10 protein-coding genes are annotated in these 22,746 nt (G+C 50.6%); 5 read left to right on the top strand and 5 right to left on the bottom strand.

All coding sequences use genetic code 11. The features are described 5' to 3' along the window. Positions 1–19 precede the first annotated feature (19 nt). Positions 20–8,740, bottom strand: a complete 8,721-nt coding sequence (locus Q0Y46_RS07195) for a cadherin repeat domain-containing protein (RefSeq protein ID WP_297946167.1) — start codon at positions 8,738–8,740, stop codon at positions 20–22. Between the two features lie 124 nt (positions 8,741–8,864). Beyond that, complete coding sequence (locus tag Q0Y46_RS07200; protein WP_295681387.1) at positions 8,865–10,976, bottom strand: glutamine synthetase III; 2,112 nt, start codon at positions 10,974–10,976, stop codon at positions 8,865–8,867. Positions 10,977–11,215: 239 nt separating this feature from the next. On the opposite strand from Q0Y46_RS07200, the gene Q0Y46_RS07205 reads away from it, so the two are divergent. The 3 genes from Q0Y46_RS07205 to Q0Y46_RS07215 all read left to right on the top strand — a co-directional run bounded on the left by Q0Y46_RS07205 (position 11,216) and on the right by Q0Y46_RS07215 (position 16,069). Beyond that, positions 11,216–12,352, top strand: coding sequence for a sigma-54 dependent transcriptional regulator (locus Q0Y46_RS07205; RefSeq protein WP_297946171.1), 1,137 nt, complete (start codon positions 11,216–11,218; stop codon positions 12,350–12,352). Between the two features lie 32 nt (positions 12,353–12,384). Then, positions 12,385–15,273: a fused MFS/spermidine synthase gene (locus Q0Y46_RS07210; RefSeq protein ID WP_297946174.1), complete on the top strand. Its 2,889-nt coding sequence runs from the start codon at positions 12,385–12,387 to the stop codon at positions 15,271–15,273. 82 nt (positions 15,274–15,355) lie between these two features. Beyond that, positions 15,356–16,069 (top strand): hypothetical protein, encoded by a 714-nt coding sequence (locus tag Q0Y46_RS07215; protein ID WP_297946177.1) that lies wholly within the window; start codon positions 15,356–15,358, stop codon positions 16,067–16,069. Between the two features lie 27 nt (positions 16,070–16,096). Here Q0Y46_RS07215 and Q0Y46_RS07220 read toward each other — a convergent pair whose 3' ends face one another. Then, on the bottom strand, positions 16,097–19,402 hold the full coding sequence (locus tag Q0Y46_RS07220) for a vWA domain-containing protein (RefSeq protein ID WP_297946180.1): 3,306 nt from the start codon (positions 19,400–19,402) through the stop codon (positions 16,097–16,099). A 772-nt stretch (positions 19,403–20,174) separates the two neighbouring features. Between Q0Y46_RS07220 and Q0Y46_RS07225 the strand changes: the two genes are divergently transcribed. Both Q0Y46_RS07225 and Q0Y46_RS07230 read left to right on the top strand, forming a co-directional pair. Further along, positions 20,175–20,819, top strand: coding sequence for a hypothetical protein (locus Q0Y46_RS07225; protein ID WP_297946184.1), 645 nt, complete (start codon positions 20,175–20,177; stop codon positions 20,817–20,819). A gap of 61 nt (positions 20,820–20,880) precedes the next feature. After that, positions 20,881–21,588 carry a hypothetical protein gene (locus Q0Y46_RS07230; protein ID WP_297946187.1) on the top strand — a complete coding sequence of 236 codons (708 nt, stop codon included), beginning with the start codon at positions 20,881–20,883 and terminating at the stop codon, positions 21,586–21,588. 367 nt (positions 21,589–21,955) lie between these two features. Here Q0Y46_RS07230 and Q0Y46_RS07235 read toward each other — a convergent pair whose 3' ends face one another. Together Q0Y46_RS07235 and Q0Y46_RS07240 are read right to left on the bottom strand one after the other, a co-directional pair. Further along, entirely contained in the window at positions 21,956–22,294 is a 339-nt protein-coding gene (locus Q0Y46_RS07235; protein WP_290923440.1) for a P-II family nitrogen regulator, read from the bottom strand. Next, positions 22,291–22,743 carry a hypothetical protein gene (locus Q0Y46_RS07240; RefSeq protein WP_297946189.1) on the bottom strand — a complete coding sequence of 151 codons (453 nt, stop codon included), beginning with the start codon at positions 22,741–22,743 and terminating at the stop codon, positions 22,291–22,293. The genes Q0Y46_RS07235 and Q0Y46_RS07240 overlap by 4 nt, the downstream gene beginning before the upstream one ends. Positions 22,744–22,746 lie beyond the last annotated feature (3 nt).

Genomic DNA, 22,746 nt, shown 5'->3' on the forward strand with positions numbered 1-22,746 from the left:
CATTATGGCAGCGAGGCCACTATTTCTTTTTCTTCTTCGGCCTCTTGTAGCCGAACGACTTGAGCAGTTCGTCCGAAGCATAACGCTTGTGGCCGATTTCCTCATCCGGGAGTTTGCAGCGCAGCTCGGCAACCGACTTGACTTCGGTCTTGAAGATGTACGCGCCCGTACCAAGCAAGCGGCCTTCCTGCGTCACCACGTCGCCATTTAAGTCAGGAGTCAATTCGAAGAACATCTTGATTTCGCCAACATCGTTGACGAATTCCGGATCGTTCAAGTCTTGCTCAAAACGGTATTCGTTCAAGAATGAACCCAGATTGGAATAAACCCAGACATTCACGTGCAGTTTCATCTTGAAGAGGTTGGCCTTCGCGTTGTCGCCCTTGTATTCCTTGCGGAACTCGGCATTACAGTAATTATTGACGTATTCATCAACAGTCACCTTCTCGCGGTCCCAGCCACCACCGACATCGAGCGAAATCAGGCCATCGCGTTCGAGGAGGTCGTCCAAGGTGCAGAGGCCGGAAGCAGGATTGTCGCCGCAACGAGGCGCCACAGCATCAAAGGAGAGCGTCGGACCAAGGTGACCCCCATTGACTCCCGGATAGGGTTCTTCGAGGTCACCCTTCTTCTTGCCGAACGAGCCACCGACAAGCGTCTTCATTTCCTTGTCTTCCTTCGGATTGTACAGGCTCACTGCAAACGACTGGCCATCCTTCGGAGGATTGTCGCCATAGTACTTGGCAACGGAATCCGCATCGATTTTCGTGACCGGTTTTACGACATGCACATTGATGGACTTCGGGTTCTTCATGACAACGAAGACCGTATCCGAAGCCTCGTTACCCGCCTTGTCGCGGTATGTACGTATGATGGCGTTGATGCCCACCTTCAAGCCCTGGATCGTAAGGGTGTCTTGCACTTCGCCATCCACAGTCCACGTGACATTGACTCCGCGCGTGCGCACGATAGCCTTGTTCTCGGGAGAGGTAATCTTGACCACCGGAACAACCTTGTCCACGACGATGAAGATGTTCTTCGTGGCAATGTTGCCGAACTTGTTCTTGTAGGTGTAGCTGACTTGGTAACCGTAGTTGCCTTCTTCGTTCTTGACAATTTCGCCCTTGTCATCTACAGAATAACGGACGCCCACATGCCCGCCGAAGTCGTCGTCGAACTCGTAGGAGTATTCGTAAGAGCCACCGTTATCGTCCTTAATCAGTTCACCGGTAGTGCCGTTCACCTTGTAAGAGACCGTGACATCCTTGCCGCCAATGACCGTCTGGTACTTGACCGTCATCACCACATCGCCGTCTTCGTTCTTGATTTCGCGACCCTTCTTGTCGGTGTTGTAAGAGACCTTCACCTTCTTACCGTCTACCTTCATGTCGAAGGAGACTTCGTATGTCTTGTCGTTAATCAGGTTACGCGTTGTCTCGGCAGATTCGGCGTCATCCATCGTGATGTCCTTCTTCTTGGACACCTTCTTGACATCCGACAAGGACTTGCTGATATTCAACAGGGAATCGAGACGGAGATTCGTATTGAACGTGGAGTCTGTCTCGGTCGCCTTGTCCTTGATATGGATACGCACCTCGTTCAATTCGTGGTTCACGTAGAAGTTCGTATCGTTCTCGTCGACTTGTTCAACAATCGTCACGTTCGAAATGGCAACCGTATCTTCGGCAATCTTCGATATCGTCACCTTCGGGATAGAATTGTCCACAATGACGACAACGGAATCGCAGCCCGGTTTGTCCTTTGTCGGGTCGTCAAAGCAGACCTTGACAATGTAGGTGCTGTCTTTCGGGAACTTCACCGTGGTATCCGGCTGCAGTTTATTGTCGACAGTCCATTCGAAATCGATTTTCCTGGAGTTGGTAAAGATGGTATCGGGTTCAAGCCAGAGGGAATCCTCATCGCTTGCACGGGTAATCTTGACATCGGGCACTTCGACGACGTTCTGCACCTTGATAGTCACGTGCGCCGTATCGAGGCTACCATCGTCGCCTTCCACAACCACAACCAGTTCGTACTTCTTCTTGGTCTCGTAATCTAGCGCTTCAACAAGCTTGATTTCGCCATTTTCCGACACCTTGAATTCCTTGACATTGTTAATGAGAGTTACCTTGACCTTGTCGTTCTCAGGATTATCAATGACAAGCTTGGCAAAAGTCGTATCCGGCTTGGCATCTTCGCGAATGACGAGAGTCGTATCGTCCATCGTCGGAATCTCGCGGATATCATCAATCCAGATTTTCACAATCGCCGTAGAAGAAACTTTCTTCGTGTCGGTCACGAAAACCTTCAAATCGTAGTGGTTCTTGGTTTCGTAATCAAGGTTTGCGCCACTCTTCACGGTAATACGACCAGAAGAAGAAATCTCGAATTCGTTGGAACTTTCCGCAAGCGAGAACACCAACACGGAATCCGGGTCTTCGGCATCGTGAGCCACCACAGTCCCGACTTTGGTCTTTGCCGGAGAGTTCTCGGCCACATGGAATTCGGCAGGCTCAATTACCGGGGCCTCATTCACATCGTCCACGATAATCAGGAACCGGGCCGTATCGGACATGCTGTCCGTATCGGTCACGTAGATTTCCAAAATGTAGCTGGTCGTCGATTCGTAATCAAGCACGCCGCTCTTCTTCACGGTAATGCGGCCGGACGTAGAAACATCGAACTCTTCCGATGTGCCAATGAGCGTATAGGTCAACAGCGAATCGGCGTCTTCTTGGTCCATGCCGATAGCCTTACCGACAAGCGTCTTGGCCACGGCCGTTTCGGCCACGTGGAAGGTGTCGGCCTCGAGAACCGGAGCTTCGGGCACATTCTCGACATTAATCTTCACCTTGCCAATGGAGGTCAATCCCTTAAGGTCGGCCACCTCAACCTGCAACGTGTAAGACTTGGTGCGTTCGTAGTCAATGTTTGCGCCCTTCTTCACGGTGATAATGCCGTCTGTCGAAAGATCGAATTCCTTCGATGTACCCACGAGAGTGAATGTCAACTGCGAAGGCGAGTCTTCGTCGTCGGTAGCCTTAATCTGGCCGACAAACGTGGATTCTGGAGAATTTTCCTTGACCACGAAGGAATCCGGAGCGATGACAGGCGCTTTGTTGACATCGTTCACGGCAATGAGCATCACCTCTTCGGCAACGAGCAACTTGCTCGGCACGCTGTAGTCAACAACCTGTACCGTCAAGGAGTAGTCGTTTGCGCCCGTGTTGCTGTAAGTAAGCACTTCCTTCGTCGTGATTTCGCCCGTCAGGGAATCAATAGCAAACTTGGCCGTATCGCCGTCAATAGCGAAATACTTGTGCATCTTGAACGCCTTGGCCGTATCCAAATCGCCGTCCTTGACGGGGCTTCCGTTCAACACGGAGCCAGCAGGTTCCAGTTCGTCAATATCGAACTTCTGCTGCACAACCGTCGGCTTTTCGTTCACGTCGTTGACATTGATGATGACGAGCATCGTATCGGCAGATTGCGGATCCCTATTGTCGGTCACGCGCACCTTCACCTGGTACACAGCCACCGACTCATAATCGAGCGAATCTTCCGCCACCTTGATTTCACCCGTCAGAGAGTCAATCTTGAAGAACTTCGTGGAATTCTTGGAAACGGGGATGAGCGAGTAGACAAGCGTATCCTTCTTCTTGATCAGGTTGTCCTCGTCCTTGGCATAGACGGAAACAGAACCCACGAGCGTTTCCACCAGAGAATTCTCGTCTACACCGACAGTCACAGAGCTCGAGTCAAAGGTCGGAGGATCGTTCTTGTCGTTGATATGAACCTTGAGAACCGCGGTATCGGCGAGGTCAGGCGGGAAGCCTTTGTTCTTTCCATTATCCGTAGCAACCACATACATATAGTAGACGCTATCCTTTTCGTAATTGAGGACAGAATCCTTGAGAGTGATTTCACCACAGAAATAGCCCTTATCACAAGTGGACGAAGAGGAAATCTTGAAGACGCTCGTAGCACCCGCCGTGGAATCCAGGAGCTTGTAGTCCATCTTTGTCCAGAGGTCTTCATCCGTGACCTTGACCTTACCGACTGATGTTCCGGTCGACGAGTTCTCGTCAATGTAGAGGTCGGCAGTCACGATATTCGGATACTCGTTCACGTCGTTAATCTTGATGGTCACATCGGCCGTATCGCCGGCAATTCCGTCCGTCACAGCGACTTTGAACGTGTAGAGGCTATCGGCTTCGTAATTGAGCTTCGCATTGCTCTTCACGACCACCTTAATTTCCCTGTCGGATACCTTCTGGAATTCAAACGGGACATCAGAACCGGACAGCACCATATCAAATGTCAGTTTATCCTTCAGGTCTTCGTCTTCAGCCTTGATCGTTCCGACAAGCGTTCCCGACTTAGAATTCTCATCGACATCAAAGTTGAAAGGCCTATTTTCGAGGTAGGGAGGATCGTTCTCGTTGGTCACCACGATTTTCAACTTGGTCGTAGCGGAAAGATCCTTCTTGTTATCGTAGAAGTTCTGCTTCGAACCATTGTCCTTCACCGTCACGACAACTTCGAACGTGTGGCCGGCATAGGCCTGACCCAGCATACCCGAAGTTGCCACCAAGACATAGCCCTTGTTACTCGCAGAGGTAATGCTGAACAATCCGGCCGCTTCAACCTTGTTCGAGGCATCCGTCACATCGTAGACCTTGCCAAGTGAATAAGTCAGGACCGTAGCGGGTTTGGCCTTGGTATCTTTATCCTTCGCCTCAAAAATCCAGACCGAATCACCGCCACTGTACTTCTCGTTGATTCGAGCGTTGTATTCACCCTTGTCGAAAGCCGGAGCTTCGTTGATATCCTGGACATGGACCGTCAAGTTCGCCGTATCCTTAGCCGTGCCATCGTTCACAATGACATAGATATTGTAAACCGTGTCCATCGTTTCGTAATTCAATTCCTTATTGGTCTTGACGTAAGCACTGTCCTTACCCGAAACCGGCACAATGTCAAACGGTAACGTCTTGCCATTCTTAGACACCATGCTGAAGGTGAGAGAATGGTTCTTGTCCTGGTCTGTCGCCTTGAACCCAACCAGGAATTCACCGGCGCTCCCATGTTCCTTGACATTCACATCCGCAGCAACCGGGCCAATGACAGGAGGATCGTTCTTGTCGTTAATCTTAATCGTCACGACAGCTGTATCCGACATGTCCGGCGGGAAGCCCGCGTTCTCTCCGTTATCTGTCGCAATCACATACATATAGTAGGTTGCGGTCTTTTCAAAGTCCAGCACGGAATCCTTGAGCTTGATGTCCCCGCAGAAATATCCCTTGTCGCAACTGGACGCCGGAGTAATCGTGAACACGTTGGCAATGTTCTTTGTGGAATCCTTGAGCTCATAACCCATGACCGTCCAAGTATCCACGTCCTTCACCTTGACCGTGCCCACCGTTTTTCCCTTGGGGGAATTTTCATCCACATTGAACGTGTAGTCGGCGATGACGGGCTTTTCGTTCACATCGTTAATCTTGACCACCACATCGGCAGTATCGCTAGCCACACCGTCCGTCACACGCACTTTGAACGAGTAGGAATTTTTCGTCTCGAAATCGAGAGCGCCGTTCACGGACAGCTTGTACTCTCCCTTTTTCACGGTCGCAATAGTGAACGGAATCGAAGAAGTGATAATGCTGAGAGTCATACCGTCTTCTTCATCTTCATCCGTGACCTTGATGCTGCCGAAGCGCGTATTAAGCGGAGTATTTTCATTGACGTTGAACGTGTATTTTTTCTTGTCAAAGACCGGAGGATCATTGACATTCCCAATGTGGACGGCCACCTTGATGTTTCTGGAAAGGTTCTTCTTGTTCACGGAGAAGTTCTGTTCTTTACCGTTATCCGTAACCTTGACCGTCACCTCATAATCGTGGTTCGCATAAGATTGACCCAACATTCCGCTGATGGAAGGATCTACGTTAATTTCTCCAGTCGAAGAATTGACGGTGAACAAGCCCGTTACTGCAGTGGAACCATTCGTCACGTCGTTAACACCCACCAAAGAATACGTAAGCACGGTCTTCGGGGTAGCCTTGGTGTCCTTATCCGCTGCAGTCACCTGGCCAACCAGATCGCCACCCTTGTACTTCTCGTCGATGGAGAATTCATAACTGGACTGTGCAAAAGTCGGAGTTTCGTTCACGTCCAGAATGTTGATTGTGAGCATTGCCGTAGCACTGCCACCATTTCCATCGTCGGCAATAATACGGAGATTGTACACCGTCGGCTGGGTTTCGTAGTTAATGCTCACCACCTTAATATAGGCGCTATCGCTGTCTGTCAGCGCGACGAGCGTAAACGGAAGCGATGTAGCACCATCCGCAGATTCCATACGGAACGTCACATGCTGGCCAGCATCTTCGTCAGTCGCCTTGTACTCGATAAAGATGGAATCCTTCGGGGCATGTTCACGTACAGAAATTGTGGTATCTCCACGCAAAATCACCGGCGGGTCGTTCTGGTTCTCAACATCGACATGCACCACAACCGTATCGGTAAGTTTCTTCGAGCGGTCGCCCGGCACACCGTTGTCGGTCACGATGATTCTCATTTCATATGTCTTTTGCTTTTCGTAATCCAGCGTAGCCGCTTTCACCGTGATAGCACCGTTCTTGGAGTTAATCTGGAACACGCTGGATGGATTCCCGGAAATGTTTTCGAGCTTGTATGTGAGGGTGTTCCCGAGATCTCGGTTCGAATCAACGCTATCCTGGGCTGTAATCGTGCCGACTTTAACCCCGATCGCGGAATTTTCCTTAACCGTCAAATGCAATTTCGAATCCGACGACAATGCGTTTGTAATTTCAGGCTTGTCGTTGACCGGATTCATCGCGATAGTCATCGTGAAAGTATTCTTAGAGGCCTCACCATAATCATCGACAATCTTGTATGTGAATGTCGAATACTTGAATTCTGGATTCGTCCCAGTCGTATCACCAAATTCGTTCAAACCGCTCACGTAGGTCAACTTCCCAGCTTTGATGTCTGCAGAGCTAATGACGCTTCCCCCATCGACAGCCTCAGCTCCATTTTTGAGGGAGCCCTTCGTGGGAGCGTTTACAATCTGGACCTTGTAGTCCGTCATCGGGGTAAGTACCACATTATTGATATTGCTCGTCGCCTTGTAGTAAGCTGGGAACGATTCAATCTTGAAGGGAACGTCCTCATAACCGATGGAATCACCCGCACTACTTACAATCGTGGTAATGATCGTGTCCTTGCCACTAGGTTCGCTGTCATTGTCCTCGATGTAGATTTTGAAGTCTCCAGAACGCGCTCCATTCTCCAAGACACCACCGGTAATGTCCAAAATCCGCAGATAGAAAAACTCCGTATTCTCAGCGAGGATATCGTCCGTAGCAGTTAGGGTAATCGGATTTTCCAAAGATTTACCGTCAGATTTAAAGGTAGCCGACTTAGAGCCGTTATTAGAGCACAATGTGACTCCACTTGTATTGAGGTCGGCCTGTGCTGCAGCCGTAATGACAGAACCCGTCTTCCCCGTCTTTCCCTGATTCGCATTCGCTTTTGAATCAAAGGCAATACAATATTTAATCGTCACCGGGACCGAGGGAGCCTTGTCCAACTGGACATTCAACGTTTCACTCGTTCTTCCCTCATGAAGGCTTCCCGAAGCCAAGGCCGTGGAATTGATTACCGGAGGATCGAATGGCACATAACGGAACTGGTCAGCTTTGAAATCCGAATTGATGTAAATGCTTTTTGCAATCAACTGGCCAGCAAAACTCATGTGCTGCTGGATTCTAATATCCGATGAAGAAATGAGCGTTCCCTGCATAATTCTATTCTCGCCCGCAGGAAAGGACACCCCATTTTTGAAATAAACAAGAAGATCGCCATTATATTTATCATTCGACGCCGCATCAGAAGGACCTACATCCCAGGCGTTGTTTTTCCATTGAGACGCATTCTTCGCATAAATGACTTTAAAAGAAGTCTTACTGGACAATTCTACATTACCCATAATAAAAATACGGGTCGGACGACCGCCTGGGGGCATCGCCACATAAAGGTTTGCTTCATTTCTGAGATACAAAGCAGAAATGTTGACATCATAAACGGTAGAACCTGACGGCACATGAATAGTGATACTATTTGCATTACCATTTCGATCAACTGTTCCAAGCGAAGCGCTATACGTATGAGAACCGACCGTCGGCAAGGAAAGATCAGAATCTACCTGCGGAACGATTGCACAAGAATCAACAGCATTTCCATGATTCAAACTGATATGCGAGCTCATGCTCGTAACACAATATGGTCCATAGAAATAGTTGCTATTGCGACTATTATCTGCGATTGTAAATGTCGCAAAACGGAACGGCCCCGTTATAATCGTATCACTTCCATTTGCATTCGTGAAGTTTCCGGCAAAAAGAAGCGGGCCACCCAAAGAGTGCTGATCGTTTATAAATTGAAGGCCGCCTTTTGGGGAACCCACAAAACCAACCGTATCGGTTATATGGACGTCCGATTCAAAAGTAATTGCCGGTGTATTTGCGCCACTTCCTAAAGCCCACAGTTTGTACTTCATGAGCTTGTCCCACTTGGCAGCATCAGCACCGGAGCTTCCGAACGAGAACGGAGCCACAGGCACACTCGCGGCCATGGCATAAGCAAGCAAACCCGAAATGGATAGTAATATCAAAGCCCGATGCATTTTAGATGCGACTCTGGACATTCTCAGCATACGTTCTCCTGTGTTTCCCAAACATCTCCCCCTTTACCAGGATATAAGGCAACGCAAATATACAAACAAAAGCGGTTCCAAAAAAAGGAACCGCTTCAATTTTAAGGGAAAAAGGCCTCACCTACTAGTAAATGAACAACATTTCGCGATACTTCGGCAGTGGCCAAAGTTCGTCGGGCACAACCTTCTCAAGGCTATCCACCACCTTGCGGAGATCCGCAATGGCCGAAATGATGCCCTCATGTTCACCATCCAGGGCCGATTCTACAGCAGAAACGGCATCCATGAGCTTGCTGCAGCCCTCGCCCAGCGATTTCGCATAGCCGTCCAGACCGGGGAAACCCTGGTTCAGGGCCATCTCGTTCGTCCTGAGCGCACCGGAATAGGCCTCGACCACCTTCGGCAAGATGACGTTCTTGGCAAGGTCGCGGGCAATTTCGCCCTCGATGTGGATGCGCTTGTGGTAATCCTCGACGTTCACCTCGTAGCGGGAACGCATCTCGGCACGGTTCATCACCCCGTACTTCTCGAACAGGGCGATGTTTTCGTCCTTGACGAGCGCCTTGAGGGCTTCCATGGAGGTGCGGATGTTCGGGAGGCCGCGGCGTTCCGCTTCCTTCACCCATTCGTCGGTATAGCCGTTGCCGTTGTAAAGGACGCGCTTGTGTTCCTTCACAATCTTTTGCAGCAGCTTCTGGAGACCCGTGTGGAAGTTCTTCTCGTCGAGCTTTTCAAGTTGTTCGGCAATCATGTCGAAGGCTTCGGCCACAATCGTGTTGAGCACGACGTTCGGCTCGGAACAGCTCTGGCTGGAACCAGGCGCGCGGAATTCGAACTTGTTGCCGGTAAACGCAAACGGCGAGGTACGGTTACGGTCGGTGGCATCGCGCGGGAGCGGCGGCAGCATGTCGGAGCCGAGCTTCATGGCACCGGCTTGCTTGCTGGACTTGGGCACGCCTTGCTCGATTTGGTCGATTACGTCCATCAGCTGGTCGCCCAGGTAGATGGAGATGATGGCCGGAGGAGCCTCGTGCGCACCGAGACGGTGGTCGTTGCCCGCACCAGCACAGGTCATGCGGAGCAAGTCGGCATGGGTATCCACGGCGTAGATGATGGCGCACAGCGTCGTGAGGAACACGGCGTTCTGGTGCGGGTCCTTGCCCGGATTGAGCAGGTTGCCCTTGCCGTAGGAAAGGCTCCAGTTGTTGTGCTTGCCCGAGCCGTTCACACCGGCAAACGGCTTTTCGTGCAGCAGGCACACGAGCCCGTAACGGTCGGCCACGTTGCGGAGCGTTTCCATGATCATCATGTTGTGGTCGCAAGCGAGGTTCACGTCCTCGAAAATCGGGGCAAGTTCGAACTGCGCGGGGGCGACTTCGTTATGGCGGGTCTTGGCCGGGATACCGAGGCGCCACAGTTCCTTTTCTACGTCGTTCATGAAGTTGAGGATGCGGCTCGGGATGCTTCCAAAGTAGTGGTCGTTCATCTGTTGGTGCTTCGCGGGAGTGGCGCCAAAGATGGTGCGGCCGGCCTGGTACAAGTCAGGGCGTTGCAGGTAGAAGCGCTTGTCGATGAGGAAGTATTCCTGTTCGGCGCCGAGCGTGACGGTCGTCTTCTTGGGGCCCGCCTTGAAGCAGGTCATGAGGCGGCGAGTGGACTTGGAAAGCGCCTGGAGGCTACGGAGCAGCGGGGTCTTTTTGTCCAAGGCCTCGCCGGTGTAGCTGCAGAACGCCGTCGGGATGCAAAGCGTGGCTCCGTTGCCGTGGCGCTTGATGAATGCCGGGCTCGTCGGGTCCCAGGCGGTGTAGCCGCGGGCTTCGAACGTAGAGCGAAGGCCGCCGCTCGGGAAGCTGGAGGCGTCGGGCTCACCCACGATGAGGTTCTTGCCGCTGAGCGCCATGATGGCCTTGCAGCCGCTCGGTTCGAGGAAGCTGTCGTGCTTTTCGGCGGTAGAGCCGGTCAGCGGCTGGAACCAATGCGTAAAGTGTGTGGCTCCGCGGTCCATGGCCCACTTCTTCATGGCGTGGGCGACGTCGCCAGCGATGTTCGGGTCGAGAGCGACCCCTTCGTCGATCGTGGCGAGGAGCTTTTCGCAGATATCCTTCGGCAGGTAGCTGCGCATGGTGTCGGCGTTGAAAACGTCTTCACCGTAAAAGTCGATGTTGACCGGTTCGGCTGGTTTTACCGGCGCCGGAGTGGCTGTAGCAATGTCGTAAATAGCTTTTGTGCGGTTCATGAAAGGAAAAATAGAAACGAAAACAGCTCCGCTGCAGGGAAAAAATCGCACTTTTTCTCCATTTTTCTTTACATTTATGTAAAAAACTAATGAATTTTACACAAATGTAATACATAAGGGCGAAAAGAAGCTATTTTATAGGTATCAATTCTCTCCTAGACAGCTTCCTCCGGCCACGGAGGGGCGCAAACCATTCCGGGCGGGGTCTCTCCGCCCGGAACGGTTTTTCAGAGGAAATAGTGCAAGTTCAGGATATCGAAACCGAAGCTTTGAGCGAAATAGAGCAAGCCCTCCGTCAAAAACGGGCCAAGCCGGAGCTTTTTGCCCAAATCCGCGATATCCTCACCGAAAAGTTCGCAGAAATCGGCCAGGAATACAAATCCATCAACGACAAACTGCGCAACCTTATCGAAGAAAAGCCCGGTGAACTCATCGGCAACTCCCGCGAAATGCGCGAAGTTTCAAAGCGCGTCCGCCACATCGCGAACTCCGAAGCGACCGTCCTCATCCGCGGGAAAACCGGGACAGGCAAGGAGCACGCGGCCCGCAGCATCCACCTGCTTTCCGACCGCAAGGAAAAGCCATTCGTCCTGATGAACTGCGACTCCCTGAACGACGACCCGGGAGCGAACAATTTTGAGAGCGAACTCTTCGGCTACGAGCGCGGGGCCTTCGCCGGAGCGACTAGCAGGCACATCGGCAAAGCGGAACATGCGCGCGAAGGCACCCTCTTCTTGGACGAAATCGGCAAACTCGGGCGGGCGGCACAAGCAAGGCTTCTACAATTCGTCCAGGAGCGCGGTTTCTGCCGCCTAGGCAGCAACATCTACCAGCGCTGCAACGCACGCATCATCGCATCGACCAGCATGAACCTGGAACAGATGCTACAAGAAGGGACCTTCCGCGAAGACCTATACTACCGCCTGAACATTTTCCAAATAAACTTGCCGGACCTCGCCCAGCGCAAGACCGACATATTGCTGCTCGCCGACCATTTTATCGAGAAGATGAACCTCAAGTACGGCAAAGGAATCCTGCGCCTGAGTTCCCCCGCCATCGACATGCTCATGAGCTACCACTGGCCCGGCAACGTGCGAGAACTCGAAAACTGCATCGAGCACGCCTGCCTCGCCACCACCGACACTTGCATCAACGCGCACGACCTGCCGCCGACACTGCAGACGGGCAGCGCAAGCAACACGGCCCTCATCCGTAACGACAAGACTCCCCTCGCAACCATTCTCGACAACTTTGAGCGCGAAATATTGAACGAAGCGCTCAAGCGCAACGACGGCAACCTGAGCGCCGCCGGCCGCGAACTCTCCGTGAGCCCGCGAATGATGCATTACAAGGTAAAACGGCTGGGAATCGCTTAAGATTTTTCCAAGCCTTTTTTTATTATTGTAATATGAACATCCTCGTCTACTTCCTGTTTGCCCTTTCCGGGTTCGCGGGCCTCATTTACGAAGGCTCGTGGGCACGCTACCTCAAACTTTTCCTCGGACATTCGAGCTACGGGCAGGTGCTTACGCTCTGCATCTACATGGGTGGCCTTGCCATCGGTAGCTTTGTCGCAGGCAAACTGGTCGAAAAAATCAAGCGCCCGCTGTTGGGCTATGCCGCCGTGGAACTGGCTATCGGTATCGGCGGTGTGGCGTACCACCCGCTGTACAACTGGCTCACGGGGATTTTCTACGATTCCTCTTTTGTGGCGGGGCTGAGTTCCCGCGGTGCCGAAGTCGTGAAGGTCGTCCTTGCGACAGGCAGTACGCTTCCCATCGCGATTGCAGTCGGCATGACGTTCCCCTTTATCGCAGCCGGGCTCATGCGTAAGAGCGGTGCGGAAGTCTCGCTCCCGATGCTCTACTTTACGAACAGCTTGGGTTCCGCCATCGGCATCTTGTTTACGAGCTACACGCTCATCCCCGTTTTCGGTAACCACGTGACGCTCTGCGTCGCCGCATCCATCAACTTCTTGCTCGCGACAATCTTTGGCGTTATCGGCTTTGGGACATCGCCGGTTCGCGACGAAGACGATGTCGAAGAAACCGCCGAAGAAACCCATGTCGATCCCAAGTTACCGATGCCGCCCAAGAGCACCTGGTTCTGGATTGCAGCCATTACCGGCCTTACCTCCTTTGTCTACGAAATTGTCTGGATCCGTTTGCTCAGCCTGCTCATGGGTTCTTCGAGCCACAGCTTCGACCAGATGCTTTCGGCCTTTATTCTCGGGCTTTCCATCGGCAGTGCGGTCAGTGGCAAACTGTTGAAAAAAGATTCGCTGGTGGTGCTTTCGCTCGCCCAGATTTTCATGGCGTTCTTCGCACTGTGTACGCTCTATTTCCATCAGCCGTTCTGGATGATGATGAACGAGGCGAACCAGATATTCAATTCCACGAATGACGGCTACGTGTGCTGGAGCATCTTCAAGTACGTGCTGTCCCTCCTGTGGATGGTGCCGACGAGTTTCTTTGCCGGCATGACGCTCCCGCTCATTACGATTATCCTCACGCGCGCATTCAAGTCCGAAGCCCCGATTGGCAAGGTCTACGGCTGGAACACGCTCGGTTCCATCATCGGTTCTGCTGGCGGTGGCTTGCTGCTGTTGCCCTTCCTGCAGCTCAAGGGCGCTCTGGTATTTGCCGCCGTTCTCGACTTCGCTATTGGATTTATCCTGTTGGCCATCTACCGCAAACGCTTCCGCCGCAGCCCCATGTTCTACGTGATTGGCGGCGTGATGATTCTCCCCTCGTTCTTCATGGGATTCGACCCCTCGCTTGTCACTTCCGGTGCATTCCGCGCTTACAAGGATTTGCACCCGGACGAAAAGATTATCGTGCGTGACGGCAAGACGGCAACCATCAGCTTCCACGAATCGAACGTCCATTACTACATCAAGACGAACGGCAAGGCCGACGCGAGCATGAGCAAGGACAGGAACCACCCCATCGAAGGCGACGAACTCACGCAGGCGGCAACCGCATTTATGCCAATGGCCGTGATGTCTAAACCTTACGATGCCGCCATGGTGGGCTTTGGCAGCGGCATGGGCGCACATTACCTGCTTTCTGACCCGCTGCTCAAGGACTTCGACTGCGTCGAAATCGAAGAAGAGATGATGAACCTCGCGAAGGGTTTCTACCCGTGGAACTCCCGCGGCTACGATGACCCGCGCACGCATATCTACATCGACGACGCGAACACGTTCTTCCTCACGAACCGCCGCCAGTACGACCTTATCGTGAGCGTGCCCAGCAACCCGTGGGTCAGCGGCGTTGCGAGCCTGTTCAGCCACGAGTTCTACGCCAAGATGCGCCGCTACATGAAGCCGGGCGGACTCTGGGTGCAGTGGATCCAGACATACGAATTCAACGACCAGCTGTTCCTGAACATTCTCAAGGCGCTTGACGTGGTGTTCCCCTACGTGAGCCTGTACAAGGCGCCGGAAGAACCCGACATCATCATTATCGCAAGCGACCAGCCCGTCATCCAGAAGTCCATAGACCGCTTCAAGACAGACCCAGTGCTCGTGAAGGAATTCGAACGCATCCATCGTGACCCCGAATTCTTTGGCGAAAGGAACTTCCTGTTCACCTCGAAGATGGTGTCGTCGTTGCTGGACGGCGTGGAACCCAACAGCACGTTTACCCCGATGGTGGACAACAAGGCGGAGGAGGCCAGGTTCATCCATTCCAATGCACACATCGTGCAGGTGTTCGACTCCTGCGAAATCTGCTGGCCCGAATACCTAGATTCTGCGGACTACGCGCAGCGCCGTCCCGACCGCGTGCAGGCCCTCATGGAAGGCTCGCACGACCCGTTCATCGAACGCGCCTTGCTTGGCTACCTGAATAGCATCGACACGACCGTGCAGGAAGTTTCTCCCGAATGGAAGAAGTTCCGCATGCAGTACATCGAGTGGGTGCGTGGAGTCCCGTTTGAGGCCCGCGACACCAACGAAATCTACGCGAAGGTCCGCGAGCTCGTGAACCTAGGGCGCTTCCCGGCATCGTTCACAGATGAGTTCAACATCACCGAAGTCGCCCGCGTCAAGGACTACGAAACTGCGGCACACCTCGTTGCCGATTTCTATGAAAAGTACGAAGTCAAGGACATGGACGAATTCTTCTTGCGTAACGCCATCCTGATAGCACTCCTCGCAAAAGAACCGGAACTGGCGCACGTGCTCTACAGAGAAGCCATCTACAAGCACGAAAGCTTCTTCCCGGTCGAGAAACTCCTGATATCGAAGGAAATCAAGAAACTCCGCCGAACCATTGCGATGGAAAAGAGGTAGCCGTGAGCAATGAGCGATGAGGTATGAGGTACCAACCTCATACCTACTACCGCTTTGTTCAAAATGAACGTATATTTATTGTATGCGTTTACCGGTAGTCATACTTGCATTGAATGCGTTGGTTTTCGCCCAAGGAACAATCCCTGATGGTAGGGATCCCTCCAAACACGAGCAATGCGAACCTAATTATTATGAATGCCTCAATCCAAAAGGCATGCAACGACTGGTGGATAAACCCACAGATAGTACGGACATGTCTACATTCCCAAGTCTAAAACATACAGTGAACATCTCAGGAATTGTTGATTCTGTTGTCCCTATAGCCACAGATAGCATGTTGGGTGATATTGACCTCAACGCCTGTGTTGAGTATGAAATAAACGGGGAAACACACTGCCATTACAGCATTGTTGGATACCTGAACCCCTCTAGCAACCGACAGGAAGAGGTAAGACACGTCTTTCTACGAAATTTCAAGGCTTACTTCGAAACAGAATCACCCATGACAAAAGCACTGGATTCTTCTTGGATCTATTATCCCCAAAAAATTGAACTTAAAGTCGGAGATTCGCTTTTTATAAAGGGGTATTCGGCACTATTCAACAACGCAAAAAACGAAAACTGCACATATTTTCCTTCAGCCGTAGTTACCGGCGAATACTTCGTCAACCCGACAGAAGATATTTTGGCAACGCCGCGTTCTCACATTTTGAAGGTTGGAAAGCCCAAAATTCACAACCGTGATGCCGGTGGCCGCTGCGTGAACGACAAGAAAAGGAATGTGATTAGGTATTAGGCGCGAGGCTCGAGCCTCACCCCCATCTTACCAATTCACGCCTAGTTCCACATTGTATGGCAACCCGAGAGAAGCGACACCCATCGCCTGACCAGACACCCATGCATTGACTCTGTACGGGCGGTGCCCAAGGTTATGCAACTTGACAAGGTAACGCTTACCCCTGACAAACCCGAACGATTTTTCCATGTACCAACCGGACAATGGATATGTTCCGTTGTCGTATGTCATGGAGCCAGTCATTTCGATGCCGTCCTCCGGAGCGATTCCGAGAGTAACTACAGCCGGAGTCCAATCGTTCGGGAACCCGGTAATTTCAATCCAGAGGTCACCTTCGGGAACGACACGCTTGGACTCGTTCACATGCAACGTTATCGGCGTAGACGAACTGCATCCGTTGTCCTGCGGGCATGCCGGTTCCACTTGATTGACGGGGTTATCCGTCAACTTTCCGGCAAAACGCAAATTGTCTATCCAAAGAGAATCCGCAGAATTCAGCACAATCTGGAAACGGGCATCGTGATGCTGTTCTGAAAGAACTTTCTTCACGCGGAACGGCACCCTGAACTCGTAAGACTTCCAGTTTCCAAAATAGGGATCCAACTGGATCTGCTCGCCAAGTTGGATTCGCTTGTTCGAAGACGGCACGTAGAGCCAGAGCTCCAGCGTACCGATCCAGTACGGATTCTGCGTACTCGCAGGAACGAAAACATCCACGCTCATTCTCTCACCGATAACATCAAAATCCGATGTCGATATGTTGCGGCTCTCGATGATTTTCCACCCAGCAGGAGTGACGAGGCTTGTGTTCCCCTCACTCTTGCGGCTTCCGTCCAAAGTAAGCGTCGTGTGCTGAGAATGCCAGTCCGTGGCGACCTCGAAGCGGCCAACGGAGAATTCTGCAGTTTCCTTTTCCAACAGGAACAGGTCGTAGTTCACGCCGGACGAATTTGTCCCGACAACAGCCACGATATTGCCAGGTTTCGCAAATTCTGCCGAAAGCGGGATGGAGATGTATCCAGAACCGTTGTTTGCCACGTTCACGGAATAAACAGGAATCGAAGAATCAGAGGGTTGATAAACTTCGACCCTGTCAAAAGAGCCCAAATCGTTCGAGGAAAGTCGCAGCGAATAGCTCCGACCCGCAAGAGTGGCCTCGATTTCAAAACGGTCGGTATCCGAGCCGGATTGCAAGAAGGCGTTCACCCGCTTTTCGGGTTTGAGTTTCACGAGGTTGGTATTTGATTCGTCGGTACAACACCCGGTAACGATAAACTGTCCATTACGGACAAATTCAAACGGATTCGGATCTACAATCTCCGTGAACGGAATTGAATCCGGCAGGGTAGTCCCCACGCGGGTCGTGTGCGCGACACCACCGGGACTGGACATCGTGATTTCCCACCGATAGGTCCCATTCTTGCTTATGGGAGGCATGTCTGCATAATAGAGACCATCACCTGCACGGAAATCTCCGCCAAGACCATCGTCGCGCAAAGTGAAGTTCACCACGTTTCCGTCTGGTGACACAAGTTTTCCAATAGCATCAACATCGGCAAGTATCCCCTTCAGGCCCCGGACCGACGCAGTGAAATACTTCTGCACCGGCCACTCAAACAGCCCTTCCGGGAAAAGAGTCGCATTCATGGAATGCTCCTGATACTCACCCGTAGCGATAACCCTGAAATCTACATTAGCGCCGGAAAGGTTATTCTTGACCTTGAACGCAGAATTGGGCAACGACACCAGCGTAGCCGAATCAACTTCGGCGGTGAAGTAGACCGTATTGCCAATTGTATTGGATGTCGGGAAAAACGGGATGGCCGCCCCGCCTTGAGTAAGCAATTCAATCGGGCTACCCGCAGAACCGGAAGACGAACCCGTGGAACTGGAAGACGGAATATCGTAGGACGCATAGACGCGGGCACGCTGGAGGCGCCGAGGAAGATAAACATCACCCGAAGTCTGAGCTGGAGCGACTACGGCTGCCTTTAGTTGGGTGTTCCCTGGCATTGCAGCAAGAACATTCGCAGTTGACGCGATTACCTCATGAGCCAACCCAGACCCTTCCTCGAAATATTCCCCACCCGTCTCCGCAGCCATCGAAGATAGCAACCCTCGGCATGCCTTTGTTCCATAAGCAAACGTATTGATAGAAATATTTTTGGACCTATAGAGATTGACGACCTCCTTTTCGGTATGCGTACTTCTATAGTCAATCCCATCAGAGATTACATACAGAGTTTTTTGACTGGCCGTATCCGAAAAATTGTCAATGGCCGAATACAGCGCATCAAAGAACGCCGTATTGCCCCCAGCCGTGAGCGAATCTATTGCGCTATCAAGCCCCAATAAAGATTGAACCGTAATAAGGGAACGGACCTTGACAACACTGTCATTGAACGCATAGACACCGACAGAAATGTTTGAGTTATTGAACGTCGTATATGCCGGGTCTTCGTTTAGGGATGACTTTATGTAATTTTTCGCAGACAACTTTGCTTTTTCCAATTTGTTTTCAACACCCATGCTGCTGGATATGTCCACGAGCACGATTTTCTCCGTTTCAGGGCGATCCCACCGAATGTTTAGGTACTTGTGGGTCTGCCTTCTGTATATGGACGGATCCTGACCGGCGAGTTCGACCTTCATGTACGGGAGATCATATGTTTTCTCAAGGCCACACGTTTGCTCATGCAGCCAGACCGCATAACCTTCCTGGATTTTGCCCGTGGCAGGGTTATAATTCGTCAAAAATGACTTAGCCCTAAACATGTCCGACGCCGTCGGTTTTCGTTTGGCGAGAGACTTGAACCAGTATCTTTGATTTGGATAGCTCCCACCATAAACGAAATCCTTCTCTGGGTTCATTGTAACCTTATCCCATGCGGAAATTGGCTTGCCATTTTCATCACGACAACACATCCCCTGTGCGGAATAAGGGTCAATATTGAACTCGGTACTGAGATTCGCCCACTGCCACTGGATATCCCTGATTCCATCGGGGGAACAATACCATGATGTCGCCACATCATGACTGTTACCCATTATAGAATGGGCGACAGAACTTCTGTTTGCTCCCGGCAAATCAAGAGCTCTAGCATAACTATTCCTTGCCCAATTCCAACTAGGCAAATCAAGGGTCCATGTCCCAGAACCCCCGTTCTTGATATCTATGTGATTTCCATTTGGATCCTTCAAATTGAACGAGAATTTCCCTATGCTGGTACTATCCCAAATCTGGTCAATTGTCGCATAGTCGTTCACCATTGTCCCGGTACCACGAATCGGTCCGCTGCTCAAGCCTTGAGGAATTATTGATGTATCACCCATGGGGATAAAAACCACAGGTGTTCCCTTATCTTTGAATGGAGAAATCATATCAATATAATGTGTGGGGTATGTAATTTTATTTGTAGGTTTAAGAGACCCATCTGCGTCACGAACTAAATCCCAAATGATAATCCTGTCTGAATCCGGATCTGCCGTAACAACAAACTGAATTGCAGTTTTGGCGTAATCGTCGTCAAGACCATAAAAATGATGAACAGATTCGTGAGCCAAAGTAATTCCGAAATCAAACCGACTCACTTCATTCCCTAAGTGATCTATCCCCTCACTCCAATCATCCGACACAACCATTCTACCGCCATCTTCAACAAATGAGTGGCTATTATGAGGCCATTCATTTTTTTTATTCCATACTATTGTTGTGCTAGAACAGAATCTTTCTCCAGTATAAATGGTAACATTGCCTAAATAATTGCCCCCATTTGAAACTTCGTATAGGCCATCTGCAAAGTACCCAATAACATCCTCATAAAGTAATTCTTGAGTCTTCGTTGGAGTCCGTTCAAGGCAAATCGACAAGTCTATAATTTCCTCTTCAGGATCCCCATTAGAATCATAACTAGCAACTCTTACATGTGTAAAAGCAGAATTTGCTGAAAAAACGATAGAATATGCAAACAAGAATAAAATAATTTTGTTCATAATGTTATGTTATACATTTATTTTGTCTAGAAAATACAAACGTTTGTTTTTTTTTACAATTTTAAAATTGAAATTTCTTGCATGTTTGATCATCTATATTTATATTAGATTCATGCGTTATCTTTGCTTTCTTTGCATATTATTATGGATTTCAGGGGCATCTGCTACTAATTGCAGTTCGTATCCCCATGGAATGCAAAATGTGATAGAAGGCGATACCGTAAGTAAACTTTTAAAGAACACCATAAACATTTCTGGAACCGTTGTTAACCCTGATGTAGATTACATAACTAGTGCAGCATGTTGGATAAGCGCAGGACCTCGTTGTATTGCTTCTGTAACAACGGAAAAATATTCTCGCAAAATGGTATTAGACCACGATACCGTAACCATAAGCTCAAATGCAAGGGTTGCTGCATTGCGTAACTTTAAGATTGATTCCGATGAAATAAACGCAATGTACAATGCGGTAGACTCATCATGGATTATCTACCCTGAAGAGCTCAATCTACAGGAAGGAGATTCGCTTTACATTAAAGATTATTCTGCAATATATTCTTTCTTATTTAGCGAAAGTACACATTGTGACGGCCCCGCCTACATTCATGCCACTGGCGAATACTTCGTCAACCCGACAGAAGATATTTTGGCAACGCCGCGGTCCCGCGTTTTGAAGGTTGAAAAGCCCAAAATTCACAATCGCGATGCCGGTGGCCGTTGCATAAACGACAAGAAAAGGAATGTGATTAGGTATTAGGCTCGAGGCTCGAGCCTCACCCCCACTACCGCTTTGTTCAAAATGAACGTATATTTATTATATGCGTTTACCGGTAGTCATACTTGCATTGAATGCGTTGGTTTTAGCCCAGGGAACATTCCATAACGGCAGGGATCGCGAACGATGCATACCTAGTTACCACGAATGTCTCAACCCAAAAGGTATGCAACGACTAGTGGATGATCCCACGGATAGTACGGACATGTCTACATTCCCGAGTCTAGAGCATACCGTGAACATCTCGGGGATTGTTGATTCAGTCGTCCCAATAGTTATGGATACTGCAAATGGGAAATTCGATATCAACGCCTGCGTTGAATACGAAAAAGATGGAGAAACATTCTGCCATTACAGCATTGTTGGATACCTAGGCCCTTCTAGCAACCAACAGGAAGAGGTAAGACACGTCCTTCTGCGAAATTTCAAGGCTTACTTCGAAACAGAATCGCCCATGACAAAAGCACTGGATTCTTCCTGGATTTATTACCCCAAAAAAATTGAACTTAAAGTTGGAGATTCACTTTATATAAAGGGGTACTCAGCACTATTCAACAACGCAAAATCAAATGCCTCATGTATGTATATACCTTCAGCCGTAGTTGTCGGAGAATACTTCATCAACCCTACAGAAGATATCCTATCAACGCCACGTTCCCGCGTTTTGAGGGTTGAAAAGCCCAAAATTCACAATCGCGATGCCGGTGGCCGCTGCGTAAACGACAAGAAAAGGAATGTGATTAAGTATTAGGCTCGAAGCTCGGGGCTCGGGGCGAGAGGCTAGAAAATAGAGACTACCTTTGACCACTTAGTGCTTTAGCACTTATGTGGGCATGGCCACCTTTAGGTGGGAGGCTAGTGAAAAGAATCACGCACTTCGTGCGTCAATATAAGACGGCGAAGCCGTGATATTTCTCCCTAGCCCCTAGATTCTAACCTCTAGATTCTCTAACGGAGATTGCTTCAGGGCTTCGCCCTTCGCAATGACAACCAAGGCGAATGCCACGCCAAAACGCTTGCGTTTCAGCATGGCAGAACCGACGAGTCATGCGCCTGCGAATGACAACTTTTTTCTCTCGTCTCTCGTCTATCCCTAACCACTTCCTACTGCCTACTGTCTACTCCGCTTTCTTTACTTCCTCCGCTTTCCATGGAGTAAGGCCCACAACATCGTCTACTGGGAGCGAGAACGCGATTCCCTGGCCCATGGTATCAAGCCCAGCCTTCTGATAAAGGGCGTGCAGCACGGCATCTTTAATTTTCGCATCCACCAGAATCATCACGATTTCTTTTTCAGGCTGGATGGCAATCTTGAAAAACGATTCGGCTTCTTTGTTCGCCGTTCCGCGAGCATTCAAAATCGTGCCGCCGCGTGCACCGGCGTCTTTGGCGGCCGCCATCACGACTTCGGAAAACCCGGTGTTGACTATACAAAGGATGACCTCGTGCTTGTTCATACTGAGTCCCTCCGAATCTGCGAACGGTTGTCGCTCAAGAAATTGAAAATGGATTTTCCGATGATACTCGACATGGGAATGGTGTAGGCGATGCCCTTGCCGCCGTGAATCGTATTGAAACGGTCTTCCAAACCGTCCAGCGCATTGCGGAGGCTATCTTCCCCGATGATGCTCAAAATAATGGCGCGGTCGGAATCCGTAAGGCCCATCGCATTCAAAAATTCCTGGGGAGCCGTGCCCTTGCCGAACAGCACCATCTGCACATTCGCTCCAAAAGATTGGATGAAATCTACGTAGAAGTCCGCCTTTGTACGCCCCACGATAGTCACGAGGATTTTCAGCCTGTTCACAGAAACCCGATTGCGTTCGGATTCCTGCCGGCGTCTCCGGTAAGGGACTTTCGCGGCTAGCTTTTCTGAAATCTTCAGTGCACTTTGTTTACCCACCATGGC

Origin of the sequence: uncultured Fibrobacter sp., assembly GCF_947305105.1 — a bacterium.
GTDB lineage: Bacteria > Fibrobacterota > Fibrobacteria > Fibrobacterales > Fibrobacteraceae > Fibrobacter.

What these genes read in the sequence shown, in the direction of transcription:
- Q0Y46_RS07195 (WP_297946167.1), bottom strand. Translation starts at nt 8,740, where the DNA reads ATGCTGAGAATGTCCAGAGTCGCATCTAAAATGCATCGGGCTTTGATA.
- Q0Y46_RS07200 (WP_295681387.1), bottom strand. Translation starts at nt 10,976, where the DNA reads ATGAACCGCACAAAAGCTATTTACGACATTGCTACAGCCACTCCGGCG.
- Q0Y46_RS07210 (WP_297946174.1), top strand. Translation starts at nt 12,385, where the DNA reads ATGAACATCCTCGTCTACTTCCTGTTTGCCCTTTCCGGGTTCGCGGGC.
- Q0Y46_RS07215 (WP_297946177.1), top strand. Translation starts at nt 15,356, where the DNA reads ATGCGTTTACCGGTAGTCATACTTGCATTGAATGCGTTGGTTTTCGCC.
- Q0Y46_RS07220 (WP_297946180.1), bottom strand. Translation starts at nt 19,402, where the DNA reads ATGGGTGATACATCAATAATTCCTCAAGGCTTGAGCAGCGGACCGATT.
- Q0Y46_RS07225 (WP_297946184.1), top strand. Translation starts at nt 20,175, where the DNA reads ATGCGTTATCTTTGCTTTCTTTGCATATTATTATGGATTTCAGGGGCA.
- Q0Y46_RS07230 (WP_297946187.1), top strand. Translation starts at nt 20,881, where the DNA reads ATGCGTTTACCGGTAGTCATACTTGCATTGAATGCGTTGGTTTTAGCC.
- Q0Y46_RS07235 (WP_290923440.1), bottom strand. Translation starts at nt 22,294, where the DNA reads ATGAACAAGCACGAGGTCATCCTTTGTATAGTCAACACCGGGTTTTCC.
- Q0Y46_RS07240 (WP_297946189.1), bottom strand. Translation starts at nt 22,743, where the DNA reads ATGGTGGGTAAACAAAGTGCACTGAAGATTTCAGAAAAGCTAGCCGCG.